The 13,188-nt window shown below is 68.4% G+C and carries 14 protein-coding genes; 3 read left to right on the top strand and 11 right to left on the bottom strand.

Going from position 1 to position 13,188, the window contains the following annotated elements:
* Positions 1–153: 153 nt before the first annotated feature.
* The 6 genes from ACFWN2_RS41440 to ACFWN2_RS41465 form a co-directional block, all read right to left on the bottom strand.
* Positions 154–1,491 (bottom strand): GGDEF domain-containing protein, encoded by a 1,338-nt coding sequence (locus ACFWN2_RS41440; protein ID WP_382436094.1) that lies wholly within the window; start codon positions 1,489–1,491, stop codon positions 154–156.
* Positions 1,492–1,831: 340 nt separating this feature from the next.
* The gene (locus ACFWN2_RS41445; RefSeq protein WP_382436096.1) at positions 1,832–3,061 is read right to left on the bottom strand and encodes an MFS transporter; all 1,230 of its coding nucleotides are present in this window, start codon (positions 3,059–3,061) and stop codon (positions 1,832–1,834) included.
* A gap of 575 nt (positions 3,062–3,636) precedes the next feature.
* Positions 3,637–4,608, bottom strand: a complete 972-nt coding sequence (rlmB, locus tag ACFWN2_RS41450; protein WP_382436097.1) for a 23S rRNA (guanosine(2251)-2'-O)-methyltransferase RlmB — start codon at positions 4,606–4,608, stop codon at positions 3,637–3,639.
* A gap of 5 nt (positions 4,609–4,613) precedes the next feature.
* Entirely contained in the window at positions 4,614–6,008 is a 1,395-nt protein-coding gene (gene cysS / locus ACFWN2_RS41455) for a cysteine--tRNA ligase (RefSeq protein WP_382436098.1), read from the bottom strand.
* Positions 6,005–6,628, bottom strand: a complete 624-nt coding sequence (locus tag ACFWN2_RS41460; protein WP_382436099.1) for an HAD family hydrolase — start codon at positions 6,626–6,628, stop codon at positions 6,005–6,007. Before ACFWN2_RS41460 ends, cysS begins: the two co-directional genes overlap by 4 nt.
* A gap of 25 nt (positions 6,629–6,653) precedes the next feature.
* On the bottom strand, positions 6,654–7,598 hold the full coding sequence (locus tag ACFWN2_RS41465) for a toll/interleukin-1 receptor domain-containing protein (RefSeq protein WP_382436100.1): 945 nt from the start codon (positions 7,596–7,598) through the stop codon (positions 6,654–6,656).
* A gap of 53 nt (positions 7,599–7,651) precedes the next feature.
* Here ACFWN2_RS41465 and ACFWN2_RS41470 point away from each other — a divergent pair, with 53 nt between their 5' ends.
* The gene (locus tag ACFWN2_RS41470) at positions 7,652–7,948 is read left to right on the top strand and encodes a DUF6191 domain-containing protein (protein WP_382436101.1); all 297 of its coding nucleotides are present in this window, start codon (positions 7,652–7,654) and stop codon (positions 7,946–7,948) included.
* On the opposite strand, the gene ACFWN2_RS41475 is transcribed toward ACFWN2_RS41470, so the two are convergent.
* From ACFWN2_RS41475 to ACFWN2_RS41490, 4 genes are read right to left on the bottom strand one after another with little or no spacing between them, the layout of a single operon-like run.
* Positions 7,945–8,337, bottom strand: a complete 393-nt coding sequence (locus ACFWN2_RS41475; protein ID WP_382436103.1) for a PPOX class F420-dependent oxidoreductase — start codon at positions 8,335–8,337, stop codon at positions 7,945–7,947. The genes ACFWN2_RS41470 and ACFWN2_RS41475 overlap by 4 nt on opposite strands.
* Before the next feature lie 5 nt (positions 8,338–8,342).
* Complete coding sequence (gene ispF, locus ACFWN2_RS41480; RefSeq protein WP_382436104.1) at positions 8,343–8,810, bottom strand: 2-C-methyl-D-erythritol 2,4-cyclodiphosphate synthase; 468 nt, start codon at positions 8,808–8,810, stop codon at positions 8,343–8,345.
* Entirely contained in the window at positions 8,807–9,499 is a 693-nt protein-coding gene (ispD, locus tag ACFWN2_RS41485; protein ID WP_382436106.1) for a 2-C-methyl-D-erythritol 4-phosphate cytidylyltransferase, read from the bottom strand. Before ispD ends, ispF begins: the two co-directional genes overlap by 4 nt.
* A gap of 39 nt (positions 9,500–9,538) precedes the next feature.
* Positions 9,539–10,027 (bottom strand): CarD family transcriptional regulator, encoded by a 489-nt coding sequence (locus ACFWN2_RS41490; RefSeq protein ID WP_012782996.1) that lies wholly within the window; start codon positions 10,025–10,027, stop codon positions 9,539–9,541.
* A 260-nt stretch (positions 10,028–10,287) separates the two neighbouring features.
* Between ACFWN2_RS41490 and ACFWN2_RS41495 the strand changes: the two genes are divergently transcribed.
* Positions 10,288–11,058 carry a hypothetical protein gene (locus tag ACFWN2_RS41495; RefSeq protein ID WP_382436108.1) on the top strand — a complete coding sequence of 257 codons (771 nt, stop codon included), beginning with the start codon at positions 10,288–10,290 and terminating at the stop codon, positions 11,056–11,058.
* 58 nt (positions 11,059–11,116) lie between these two features.
* Here ACFWN2_RS41495 and ACFWN2_RS41500 read toward each other — a convergent pair whose 3' ends face one another.
* Positions 11,117–11,569 carry a hypothetical protein gene (locus tag ACFWN2_RS41500; RefSeq protein WP_382436109.1) on the bottom strand — a complete coding sequence of 151 codons (453 nt, stop codon included), beginning with the start codon at positions 11,567–11,569 and terminating at the stop codon, positions 11,117–11,119.
* Between the two features lie 154 nt (positions 11,570–11,723).
* Here ACFWN2_RS41500 and radA point away from each other — a divergent pair, with 154 nt between their 5' ends.
* On the top strand, positions 11,724–13,133 hold the full coding sequence (gene radA / locus ACFWN2_RS41505; protein ID WP_382436110.1) for a DNA repair protein RadA: 1,410 nt from the start codon (positions 11,724–11,726) through the stop codon (positions 13,131–13,133).
* Positions 13,134–13,188 lie beyond the last annotated feature (55 nt).

Raw genomic sequence — 13,188 nt, forward strand, 5'->3', positions numbered from 1 at the left:
ACCCCTCCTCTGATGCAGCAAGTGCTGTGGCACGACTCGTGACGAAGCCACCCCACCCAGGCATCTTGGTAAGGACGGCTCGCCTGCGGCATCGCCGGAGTGTCGGACCTCGTCGCTAGGTTGGGTCGCGGGGACCCCTGCGCGAGCCTGCCGTCAGGCCGTGCGCGAGGTGATCGGCTTCGTCACGTCGTCCTGGCGGGGCGCGGGCATCAGGCGCGGCGGGATGTCCAGGCCCGCCACCCGGACCTGGTTGCGGCCGTTCTCCTTGGCCTTGTAGAGCGCCGCGTCCGCCGAGTGCTGGGCGGTGGCCATGTCCGGGCCGTTGTCGGGGATCACGGCCACGCCGATGGACGCCGAGATCGCCTGCAGCGACTCGCCTTCCGGTTCCGGGGGCTGGATCTCGCGGCCGTAGAGGGTCACTACGTTGCGGTGCTTGTCGGTGGTGGGGACTGCCAGGGAGCCGATGGCCTCGCGGATGCGTTCGGCGATGGTCACGCCCTGGGCCACCGGGGTGTCCTTGAGCGCCACGACGAACTCCTCGCCGCCGTCTCGGCCTGCGACGTCGCCCGGGCGGAGCTTCTCGCGGAGGATTCGGCCCACCTCGGCGAGGACGGCGTTGCCCGCCGGGTGGCCCCAGGTGTCGTTGATGCGCTTGAAGTGGTCCAGGTCGATGACGAGGACGGTCATCGGTTCGCCGTCCAGGCGGCAGCGTTCTGCCAGGCGGCCCGCGTACTCGGCCAGGCCGTTGGTGTTGAGCAGGCCCGTTCGGTAGTCGGTGTGGGCGTCGGCGGCGAGGCGCTGGTGGAGCTGTTCCTGTTCGCGCAGCAGGCGTTCCAGGTGCGTGCGGCGTTCGCCTGCTCGGGACAGGAGTGCGTTCACCAGGATCACCGGGACGGTCAGCAGCAGGGGGCCCACCCAGTGCGACGTCATCAGCATGCCGAGCATGGCGCCTGCGCCGAGGGTGCTCATTTCGAGCATGTTGTCGACTTTGGAGCCGAGGAAGTCGAGGACCTTCGAGTTCGGGGTCACGATCTTGAAGGCGGCGGCGACGGTCATGACCTGCACGAACCAGTAGAGGACCGTGGCGATGGCGAGGACCAGGACCAGGCTGAGGTCCGTCGGGATGTTGCCGGTGGCGGCCAGGGAGATGCCGGAGAAGTGGACGAGCGCCCACGACAGGAGTGTCGAGGCGAGCATCGACGCCGTGCCGAAGACGAAGCGGTAGGGCTGGCGGCGGGCGATCGGCTGGATCAGGATTCTCATCCAGATCGTGGCGATCACGGCCAGGCCGCCGGGCAGTGCCACGGCCGCTGCGAAGGTCCAGACCGACGTCAGGTCGATGTGGGGACCGGAGGCCTCGTTTCGGCGGGCCTCTTCTGCTCTGCGGACGACGGTCAGGTGGATGGTGATCGCCGCGATGAGCGCGCCGAAGCGGAGCCAGTCCGTGGTGGAGACGGCGGTGAGCTGCGTCAGGAGCCAGATGGACGCCACCGCTACGGCTGCTTCGAGCACGAAGAAGTAAGCGATCGCAGTAGGCGCAACGGTCCAAAGGTCCCAGTTGCGAATCGGAGTCAAGCCGAGTGCCCGCGATCGCCTGCGATCAGTCAAACTGTTCTTCACCACGACCCCCTACGCTCATGGGACAACCATGAGCAAAGCCGCCGCTGACCAGGTCGTAGACCACCACGCTGCTGCTCGTCGCAACGAGGAGGTGTCCTTCCATGCGCAACCGAGACTTCTGAACGCCACCCTTCCTCTACTCGGCTTCAATGCCGTCATTGGATCATCCTGTGCCTTCACTTCGGATATCGCTATTGGTGACCGTTCTGTTTCAGATTGCCACCGCCTTCGTGTTGTCGCGACCCCTGGCGCGTCGCCACGCGAAGGTCGCCTGCGTCGCCAGCAGCAGTCCGATGCCGCCCGCTCCCGCGATCGTGGCCGTCACCGATCCGACCGAATGGGCCACCACGCCGGCCAGCGCCATTCCGCCGCCCTGGCTGGAGCGCAACGCCGCGCGCCCAATGCCATAAGCCCTTCCGCGGTACTGGTCGGGTAGCAGCCGCATCCACGCCGAACGAGCGGGTGTGTGATAAGCCCCGCCTATACCGGCAATCACCAGCAAAACGATCGTCCAGGTCAGGTTCGGGTTGAAAGCGAACATGATCAACGGCGCCAGCGACAGGATCGCCAGCGGACCGATCAGACGTTCCCGCTTCGCCGGATCCCGCACGAGGCGGAAGAGCAGCGCCACACCCAGCACGTTCGCGGCGGGTTCGATGGCGAGGATCAGGCCCACCGCCCACACCGCGTTCAGGCTCGCCGCCAGCGGCACCGCCAGTCCCTCGGGGACCATCGCGAGGCCCGCGAGCATGCGCACGCCCAGCAGGGTCCTCAGCCGCGGTTCGGTCACCAGCAGCGTCAGCGCGCCGCGCGGTTCGTCGTCGGTGGGTTTCTTCTTGCGCCCCAGCGGATCCGCGGCCGGACGGTGCTTCACGGACGTCTGCACGAGGATCGCCGTGAACGCGAACGTGACCGCGTTGATCGCGAGCGCGAGGCCGGGACTCGTGTGTGCGACGAGGAAGCCGGCGGCGGCGAGGCCCGCCATCTGAGCTATGTCGACCGACGTGCCGAAGAGCGCCACGCCGTCGTCGTAGCGCTTCGGCGGAAGTACGTGAGGGAGGCTCGCCTCCTGTGCGGCGAGGTACGGCGAGGAGATCGCGAGCACGACCACCAGCAGGACGATCATCGCCCACAGCGGCATGCCCGGAATGGCCATCGCGGCCATGAGCGCCGCCTGCAGCCAGGCCGTCGTCACCATTACCGTGCGTCGCGGGAACCGGTCGGCGACCCAGCCGAGCAACGGACCCGAAATCAGTGGCGGGAACAGCGTCAACGACCACGTCAGAGCCGTCGCCGCAACGGATTGTGTTCGCTCGAATACGAGCAGTGATAGTGCGACTGCGGCAAGCTGGTCACCGGCGGTCGAAACGGTCGAACCGATCCACATCGCGCGGAACTCGCGCAAACCGACGAGCTCGCGGAGGGTCCCGCGGGTCGTCATGCGGTACCTCGGGGAGCCGCTGCGCGCACGCGGCGAATCGGCACGTCCCGATTCGCTCTACGCCGAGTCACGTCGCCCCCGCCGGTGGTAATCAATTTCTATCGACAATCACGGTAGAAGCTGCCTGACCGTTCAACGTCTGTCCTACCACAGTGTGTACCTAAACGGAGCAGGGCAGTTACCTAAAGTAGTTACAATAGCGAAACGCGGAGCTGATCTTCTTCACAGTTGACCTCGGGTTCGCCTGATTGGACCCCAAATGGTCACGAAGTGTGTCAGCCGTTGCCAAATGGGTGCCTCGTGCTCGCCCAACCGGTGCAACCGGCTCCGACTCCTGCCAGGTGAGACCCGTTAATGGCGAACGGGACGACGGTACCCGTGGCCAGGAGCGGTGCGTAATAGCCCGCGCTGTTTGTCACGCGAACGGCAGAGAGGTTCTGGCAAGTGTGGAAAGTCGACTTTCCTGCTCGCTCGCCTAAACCGGTTGAGCGAGCAGGAAAACGATCATTAACGTCGGAGAATCGGTGCGATTGGCGTCGCTAACTGGCCGATAACGTCAGGCAACGGCCCGCCGGTCAGCCCTTGGCGTCGATCCTGCGGCGGCGCGCGACCTCGGCCAGCACGACACCCGCGGCGACCGACGCGTTGAGCGACTCGACGCCCTTGGCCATCGGGATCGACACGGTCTGGTCGCACGTCTCCTTGACCAGACGGCCGAGTCCGCGGCCCTCGGAGCCCACCACGACGACGAGCGGACCCGTCGCGAGCTCCAGGCCGTCGACGTCCACGTCACCGTCCGCGTCGAGGCCCACGATCATCAGGCCGGCCTCGGCCCAGTCGCGGAGCGTGCGGGTGAGGTTGGTGGCCATCGCGATCGGCAGCTTGGCCGCCGTGCCCGCGCTCGTGCGCCAGGCGACCGCCGTCATCGACGCGCTGCGCCGCTGCGGCAGCAGGACGCCCTGCGCGCCGAACGCGGCCGCGGAACGGATGACCGCGCCCAGGTTGCGCGGGTCGGTCACGCCGTCCAGGGCCACCAGCAACGGCGGCGTGGAGGCGCGCTGGGCGATCGCGAGCAGCTCGTTCGGCGTCTCGTACTCGAACGGCGGCACCTGCAGGCCGAGGCCCTGGTGCATCGCTCCACCGGTGATCCGGTCGAGCTCACCGCGGGCCACCTCCAGCACGGAGATGCCCCGGTCGGCGGCGAGGCGCACGGCCTCCTGCACGCGGTCGTCGGCGTCGATGCCCAGAGCCACGTAGAGCGCCGTCGCGGGCGTTCCGGCGCGCAGGCACTCGACGACCGGGTTGCGGCCCGCCACGGTCTCGGCGGTGGCCTTCTCCTTCGTCTGCCGGCGCTGGGTCTTGCCCGCGTCGATCTTCGCCGCGACCTTGGCCCGCTTGTACGCGGGGTGGTTCGGCCGGTCGGTCGCCTTCGGGGTCGGGCCCTTGCCCTGCAGGCCCTTGGACTTCTGCCCGCCGGAGCCGGTGACCGCGCCCTTCTTCGAGCCCGGATTGCGCATCGCGCCCTTGCGCTTGGAGTTGCCAGCCACGGAAGTCAGTTATCCTTCAAAGTCCACTGCGGACCGCCGGGGGTGTCCTCGACGGCGATGCCCGCGTCGTACAACTGGTCCCTCAGCGCGTCGGAACGCGCGAAGTCCTTGTTCTTGCGGGCCTCCTGGCGTTCGGCGAGCAGCCGATCCACCAGCGTGGTCAACGCCTGCCGCATGCCGAGATCAGCAGGCGAGGCGTCGTTCCACTTCGGCGACAACGGGTCGACGCCGAGGATGTCAGCCATCCGGCGGACGCACTCGGCCGCGGAACGGGCCGTGTCGTCGTCGCCGTCGGCGAGTGCCGTGTTGCCCTGGCGCACCTTGTTGTGCAGCGCTGCCACGGCTTGGGGCGTGTTCAGGTCGTTGTCCATCGCGACCACGAAGTCCGGGCACATGTCGCCGCGCAGCTCGATCGGGCCGAGGCGCTCCACGACGCGGCGCAGGAACGACTCGATGCGGGCGTACGCCGTCACCGCCTCCTGCAACGCGTCCTCGGAGTACTCGATGTGCGAGCGGTAGTGCGGCGACACCAGGTAGTACCGCAGCTCCTGCGCGCGGACCTTGTCCAGCATCGCGGGGATGGACACCGTGTTGCCGAGCGACTTGGCCATCTTCTCGCCGGACAGCGTCACCCAGTAGTTGTGCATCCAGTAGTTCGCGAAGCCGTCGCCGGCCGCGCGCGACTGCGCCTGCTCGTTCTCGTGGTGCGGGAAGATCAGGTCGAGCCCGCCGCCGTGGATGTCGAACGTGCCGCCGAGGTACGTCGTGGCCATGGCGGAGCACTCCAGGTGCCAGCCGGGCCTGCCGTCGCCCCACGGGGTGGGCCAGGACGGCTCACCGGGCTTCGCGGCCTTCCACAGCGTGAAGTCGCGCGGGTCGCGCTTGCCGCGCACCGCCGTCTCACCCTGCTCCACGCCGTCGAGCTTCTGCCCGGACAGCGCGCCGTACTCGGGGAACGAGCGCACGTCGAAGTAGACGTCGCCGTCGACGTCGTAGGCGTGGCCCTTGTCGATCAGCCGCTGCATCAGCTCGACCATCTGCGTGACGTGGCCGGTGGCGCGCGGCGCGTACGACGGCGGCAGGCAGCCCAGCGCGTCGTAGGCGTCCTCGAAGGCGCGCTCGTGCGTGTACGCCCACTCCCACCAGGGCCTGCCGTGGTCGGCGGCCTTGGTGAGGATCTTGTCGTCGATGTCGGTGACGTTGCGGACCAGCGTGACGTCGGCGCCGTCACGGGCGAGCCAGCGGCGCAGGACGTCGAAGTTCAGGCCGCTGCGGACGTGCCCGATGTGCGGCACGCCCTGCACGGTCGCCCCACACACGTAGATCGACGCCGTTCCGTTGACCTGCGGGTGGAACTCCCGCATGGACCGGCTCGCCGTGTCGTAGATGTGGAGGCTCACACGGGAATGGTACGGGCCACATCCAAAAGAGCGTCCGGGCGGTCACTCGTCGGAACTGGGTTGACGAGCCGGAAGGAGCAACCGATCGCCTCGGCTCCGCCGTCCGCCTCCTCGCTGTCGCCGACCATTACTGCATCACGGGGATCGACGCCGAGCCGTTCGCACGCGGTGGTGAAGATCTTCGGGTCCGGCTTGATGACGCCTTCTTCGTAGGACAGCACGAACTCGTCCACGAGGTGCGTGAGGCCGTGCAGCTCGAACACCGAGCGGATGTCCCAGCCGATGTTGCTGACGACGGCGACGGGGACGTCCTTCAGGTGCTCCAGCGTCGCCCTGGTGTCGGGGTAGGGCACCCACGACTCCGGCGAGATCAGCTGGTCGTAGAAGGCCTCGGCGTTCGGCACCAGCGCGTCCTTCAGGACCCGCACGTGCACCCAGCGGTGGACGTCCTGGTCGAGGTCGCGGCGGTGCCAGCCGTCGGCCAGTTCGGGGTCCATGTCGTCGGCGATGCCGACCGGTGCGGTGAGAGCACGCATCAGGTCACCGTTCGACTCGAGCTCGGGGTGCTCGAGCCGGAACAGCGTGCCGGAGAAGTCGAAGAGCGCGGCGCGGATCGTCACGCTCCCGACTCTACGTGCTCGGAGGCTAGGTGGTCTGGACCTTTTTGAGCTCGGCCTCGACGGCGGAGAGGTCGTAGCGCAGCGTCAGCCGCAGGTCGCCCGCACCCCGTTCGCTCGCCGCCGCGAACTCCTCGACGAACCGCTCGATCTGCCGGAGCGGCTCGTCCACGAGCTGCGCCGCCGCCTTGTAGAGCGCGGTGTAGCGGTCGGGCGTCGTGGTGCCGCGCAGTTCGGCGGACCAGTCGAGCAGGCTCTCGTACTGCTCCACGAAGCTGTTGGCCAGATACTTGATCTTGTCGCTGTCGCCAGGCCGTCCCGCCGGTCCGAACGCCATCTGCACGCGGCCTGGCGAGAGCAGGTCCTCGACGGTGTTGAGGATCCCGTCGAACGCGCGGCTGCGCGCCCGGAACGTGTCCAGCGCGTCGACGTCCTCGGTGATCAGGCGCGTCGGCTTCGCCGCGCCCATCTCGTGGCGGATCCGCTTGTCCTTGAGGTTGCGCATGTGCAGCCCCACGGTGTCGGAGAACAGCTGGTACTCCCAGCCGGCCTTCGGCGGCTTGACCGGGGTGCCGACCTTCTGCGCGATCATCTCGGCCAGCTCGCGCGGCGTGCGGTTGCGCAGGTCCAGGTAGCCGGTGCCGACGCGCAGGGCCGGGATCTCGGTGTCGTCGAACCGGACGGGCAGCACGTACTCGCTGTCGGACACCAGGGCGCGGTCGAACGCGGACTGCCGCTCGTGCTTGGTCCACATCTTCCTGGCGTAGTGCTCCGACACGAACATCACGCAGAAGCGCGAGTCGTGGCGGTAGATCTGGTCGAGGTGCTCGACGAGGTTCTTGCCCCAGAGATCGGCTTGCTCGTCGGTGTCGTAGAAGCGCGAAACACCCAGTTCGGTGAGGTGGCGGGCCACCTCGTCGACGTAGGGGCGGTCTTCGCCGGCGAAGGAGAGGCACACGTCGTACTTGGGCACCAGGGGGATGTTAGTGGCGGGAACCACACCGCTGTGCGGGGAGTTGGGAAGGTATGAGCCTGGGGTTCCTGTTCGCGATGTCGTTACCCGCGTTGGTGGCGGCTCTGTTCTTCCTCGCCGTGATCGAGAGATTCGTGCGCAGCAAGAAGAAGGGCACCCCGATGGCCACAGCGGGCATCGGCGAGCTGGGGGCCACGTTCGAGGCCGGCAAGCGCGAGGAGCTGGAGTTCCGCAAGGAGGAGCGGCAGCTGCGCGACGAGGAGGGCGACGGCGCGCCGCCGCGAAGCCGGGTGGACCTCGACGGCGGCACGGCCGTGCTCGACGTTCCCGCGCAGAGGCAGGCCCGCTAGGCGTTGCCGGTGGTCTTGGCGACCTTCACGCGCACGATGACGCGCACGTTGTCCGTGCCGGCGTCACCGGAGTAGTCCTGGCCCGCGTACTTGTGCGACAGCTCGTTGATCAGCTCGTCGCCGCCCTCGGTGGTCAGCGACGCCTCACCGCGGAACTCGCTGTACTGGTACGGGTTGTCCTTGTTCGTGACGGTGACGCTGACCCGCGGGTCGCGCTGCAGGTGGCGTTCCTTCGCGCGGCCGGCGACGGTGGAGAACAGGACGTCGTCCCCGTCGCGCTTGATCCACACGACGGAGGTCTGCGGGCTGCCGTCCCTGGTCAGCGTCGCGACGGTGGCGAAGTTCGGGCTGTCCAGGAGTTCGCGCTGCGATTCTGAAAGCGTGGCCATGTTCGTCAGGTTACGGGGATGAGCAGGGCCGTCGCGATCGCTGCGATGCCCTCGTTCCGCCCTGTGAGACCCAGGCCGTCCGTGGTGGTGCCGGCGACCGAGACCGGCCCGCCGACGGCGTCCGAGAGGGTCTTCTGGGCCTCGTCGCGGCGCTTGCCGATGCGCGGCTCGTTGCCGATGACCTGCACTGTGGCGTTTCCCACACGGTAACCGGCCTCTTCGACGAGCCGGCGCACCTCCGTGAGCAGGACCACGCCGTGCGCGCCCGACCAGCGCGGGTCCGAGGTGCCGAAGACGGCGCCCAGGTCGCCCAGACCGGCGGCGGACAGCAGCGCGTCGCACAGCGCGTGGGACGCCACGTCGCCGTCGGAGTGGCCTGCGCACCCGTCGACGCCCTCCCACAGCAGTCCGGCAATCCAGCACTCACGACCTGACTCGATCGGGTGGACGTCGACGCCCTGGCCGATCCTCACAGCTGGCCTCCGCTGAACAGTGCCGCCGCGACCGCGAGGTCGAACGGGGTGGTGATCTTCATGGCGTGCGCGTGCCCGGGAACCGTGTGAACGCGGACACCGTTCTTCTCCACGAGACCAGCGTCATCAGTCGCGGCGATACCGGAGCTGTAGGCGGCTTTGAGAGTCTCGGCCCGGAATCCCTGCGGGGTCTGCACCACCCGCAACGCGGCCCGATCAGGTGTGGAGACGACCACTCCGACCTCGTCCACCTGCTTGATCGTGTCGGCGACCGGCAGCACCGGGATGACGGCGTCGTACCCGTCGCGCACGGCGGCGACGACACCGGCGATGACCTCGGGAGGGGTGAAGGCACGAGCGGCGTCGTGGACCAGCACGATCGAGGTGTCCGGAATCACGCGGAGCGCGTGGTCGAGGGCGAGTCGCACCGAGTCGGTGCGTTCGGCGCCCCCTGAAAGCACGTGCACCGCCCCGCCGGCCGGGGCCAGCGAGGCGGTTGCGGTGTGCACTTGATCCACATCGGACGGTGGAGCGGCGATGACGACGTGCTGGACCTGGCCTGACTCGAACAGACCTCGAACGGCACGAGTCAACAGCGGAACTCCGTTGACCGGCACGAGCGCCTTGGGCATCCCGTAGCCCAGACGCTCACCCCGCCCTGCCGCGGGCACGAGCGCGACAACACTCATGTTCGCGACTGAATCCGATGCTCTTCGTTGTGATTTGTTTTAAGAAGCAGTGGCGAGAACTTCGTCGAGGAGAACCTCGGCCTTGTCCTCGTCGGTGCCCTCGGCCAGCGCCAGCTCGCTGACCAGTATCTGCCGCGCCTTCGCCAGCATCCGCTTCTCGCCGGCGGAAAGCCCGCGATCCTTTTCGCGCCGCCAGAGGTCGCGCACCACTTCCGCAACCTTGTTCACGTCGCCGGAGGCGAGCTTCTCAAGGTTGGCCTTGTACCGCCGAGACCAGTTGGTCGGCTCCTCGGTGTGGGGAGCACGCAAGACCTCGAAAACCTTGTCGAGCCCTTCCTGGCCGACAACGTCACGCACGCCTACGATTTCGGCGTTGTCAGCGGGAACCCGAACGGTGAGGTCGCCCTGCGCTACCTTGAGAACGAGGTACTTCTTCTCCTCGCCCTTGATCACGCGGGTCTCGATTGCTTCGATGAGAGCGGCACCGTGGTGCGGGTAGACGACGGTCTCTCCGACCTTGAAAACCATGTGTCCTCTGCCCCTTTCGATGCCTCCATCCTAACACGTCCGGCAACCCTCCGATTGCTGCTCGATGATCCGTTAGTGCTGGTCAGGGCCATGCGGGGGGTTGACAAACCACCTGTTCGCGTGCAAGGTACGTCTCACCGAAGATCGACTGGCAGCCCAACGCGTCCTCGATTCGGGCCCCGGTTAGGCTCCTCGCCTGGTGGTTGTTCCCTAGGAAGGACGCTGGAGCCGTGAACTCAGGAGTGTCTCGCCGGTTTATCGTGACGGCAGCGCTGGCCGCTGGCCTCGGCCTGGTGGCGGTCGGCTGCAGCGCCGGTCAGGTCACCCAGACCGACACCCAGGTGGCCGCCGTCGACGGTGCGAGCGGCAACGCGGGCCCGATCGCGGTGCGCAACGTCATGCTCGCCTTCCCGTCGGACGGCAACCGGTACCACGACGGCGAGGACGCGCCGCTGACGTTCGTCATCGCGAACTCCGGCGAGACGCCGGACAAGCTGCTGTCGATCAAGTCGGACGCCTCCGAGTCCGAGGCCGAGGTCGTCGGCTCGAAGGAGATCCCGGCGCGGTTCGCGCTGCGGGCCGAGTACGACGCGTCGAAGGCGCCGACGAAGACCTCGTCGCCCTCTTCCTCCGCCGCCTCCTCGTCGGTCGTGCCGACGTCGGGTGCGCCGTCGTCCGGTGTGACGCCGTCTTCGGGCGTGGGCACGCCGTCGTCGTCTTCAGGTGTGGGCACGCCGTCGTCGAACGCCTCGGGCGTGTCGTCCACGGGCGCTCCGTCGTCCGCCCCGTCGTCTGCGGCGTCGTCCTCGGGCCGCCCGACGAGCTCCTCGGCCGCGCCGGTCGACCCGGACCTCGAGGTGCTGCAGATCCGCTGCACGCTCAAGAAGCTGAACCGCGACGTGGTGGCGGCGCAGACCGTCAAGGTCACGTTCCTGTTCGAGAAGGCCGGCTCCGTGACGCTGGAGGTGCCGGTGGCGCCTTCCGAGCACAAGCGCACGAGCGAGAACCACGGCGAGTCCGGCGGGCACTGAGTCTCCAGACACGCGAAAACGCCGCCCCTGGCTTCCAGGGGCGGCGTTTTTCGTCGGTCTAGCGGGCCTGCAGCATCGGGCGGAACTTGTCGCGGTACGCCCACGCCAGGCCGATCTCCGCCGCGACCACGAGCAGTCCCATGACCGTTCCGGCCGGCTCCAGGAAGACGTGGAACAGGAAGATGTTCACGACCACCGGGGCGAGCAGGGCCAGCGCCAGCGGCACGAACCGGCCCACGACGAGCAGGACGCCGGAGATCAGCTGCACGGCGCACGTCAGCTGCAGCATGTAGCCGGTGGCGTAGAGGGCGGCGTTGAACGCCACCCCCTCCGGCGCCATGGTGCTGGGATCCGGGGCGGGCATGAAGAGCAGGAAGCCGTTGAGGCCGGTCGTGGTGAACAGGAGCCCGGTCAGCACGCGGGTGACGACGGTGGCGTAGCGGCCGAGGGCGAACTTGCGGTTCTGCGTCTTGGACTGCGTCTGCGTCGTGGAAGCGGTTGCGGTGCTCACTGTGTCCTCCAGGTTGTTGTGTCCTTCCACTGATGCGTCGAACGGGCACCGCGGCGGATCGACACGCGGCGCCGAAAATCTTCGAACTTTCTGTTGGAGGCCCTCTGACCTGCGGTGCGCGTTTCTGTCGGTGCTGTCCTCTAACGTTCTGGTCGTGGCGAAGACAGCGCGGCCGATCTTCCGTTGTGCCGAGTGCGGGCACGAGGTGGCGAAGTGGTTCGGCCGCTGCCCCGAGTGCCAGGCGTGGGGCAGCATCGAGGAACGGGGCACCGCGTCGGTGACGCGTGTGGTGGCGGGCGCGCCCACGTCCGCGGCACGGCCGATCGGCGAGGTCGACATCGAGTCGGCGCGGGCGCTCTCGACCGGTGTCAGCGAGTTCGACCGGGTGCTCGGCGGCGGGCTGGTGCCGGGGGCCGTCGTGCTGCTGGCCGGTGAGCCCGGTGTGGGCAAGTCGACGTTGTTGTTGGAGACCGCGCACCGCTGGGCGGAGTCGCACGGCCGCTGCCTCTACGTCACGGGTGAGGAGTCGGCCGGGCAGGTGCGGCTGCGCGCCGAACGCACCGGCAACCTGCATCCCGAGATGTACCTGGCGGCCGAGAGCGAGCTCAGCGCGTTGCTCGGGCAGGTCGACCAGGTGAAGCCGTCGATGTTGATCGTCGACTCGGTGCAGACCATGTCGACGGTGAGCGTCGAAGGCGTGCCCGGCGGTGTCACGCAGGTGCGCACTGTCGCATCAGGACTGATCGCGATGGCCAAGGAACGCGGCCTGCCGGTCGTCCTGGTTGGACACGTCACGAAGGACGGATCCGTTGCGGGACCACGGGTTCTGGAGCACCTGGTCGACGTGGTGCTGCAGTTCGAGGGCGATCGGCACTCCAGCCTGAGGTTGCTGCGCGGCATCAAGAACCGCTACGGCGCGGCGGACGAGGTGGGCTGCTTCGAGCTGCGCGACGACGGGATCGTGGGCGTGCCGGACCCGTCCGGTCTCTTCCTCACGCGCCGCGAGAAGGCGGTCGAGGGCACCTGCGTCACGGTGATCGTCGAGGGCAAGCGCCCGATGCTCGGCGAGGTGCAGGCGTTGGTGGCCAAGACGAACCTGCCCGCGCCCCGGCGCGCGGTGAGCGGGCTCGACTCGGCGCGCATCTCGATGGCGCTGGCCGTGCTGGAGAAGCGCGGCAAGGTCAACCTGTTCCAGAAGGACGTTTTCACCGCCACGGTGGGTGGCATGCGCCTGGTCGAGCCGGCCGCCGACCTCGCCGTGGTGCTGGCGGTGGCCTCCGCCGAACGCGAGATCGCCCTGCCCGCCGACCTGGTGGTGCTCGGCGAGGTCGGCCTGGCGGGGGAGATCCGGCGCGTCAACGGCGTCGGCAAGCGGCTCAGCGAGGCCGCGCGGCTCGGGTTCAAGAAGGCCCTGGTGCCGCCGGACCACGGGCCGCTGCCGGACGGGGTGCGCGCGCTGGTGGCGAACGACCTGGTGTCGGCGCTGGAGGTGCTGGGGTTGAACCGGCGGCGCAGCGGCAAGGGCGGCGAGGACAAGGGCGCCGGCACGACCGAGGACGACTGACCTTCGGCGACGGGCGGCCGCGCCGGCCGGGTCGGCTCGGCGAATGGGGACGCGC

Origin of the sequence: Lentzea sp. NPDC058436, from assembly GCF_042721515.1 — a bacterium.
Lineage (GTDB): Bacteria > Actinomycetota > Actinomycetes > Mycobacteriales > Pseudonocardiaceae > Lentzea.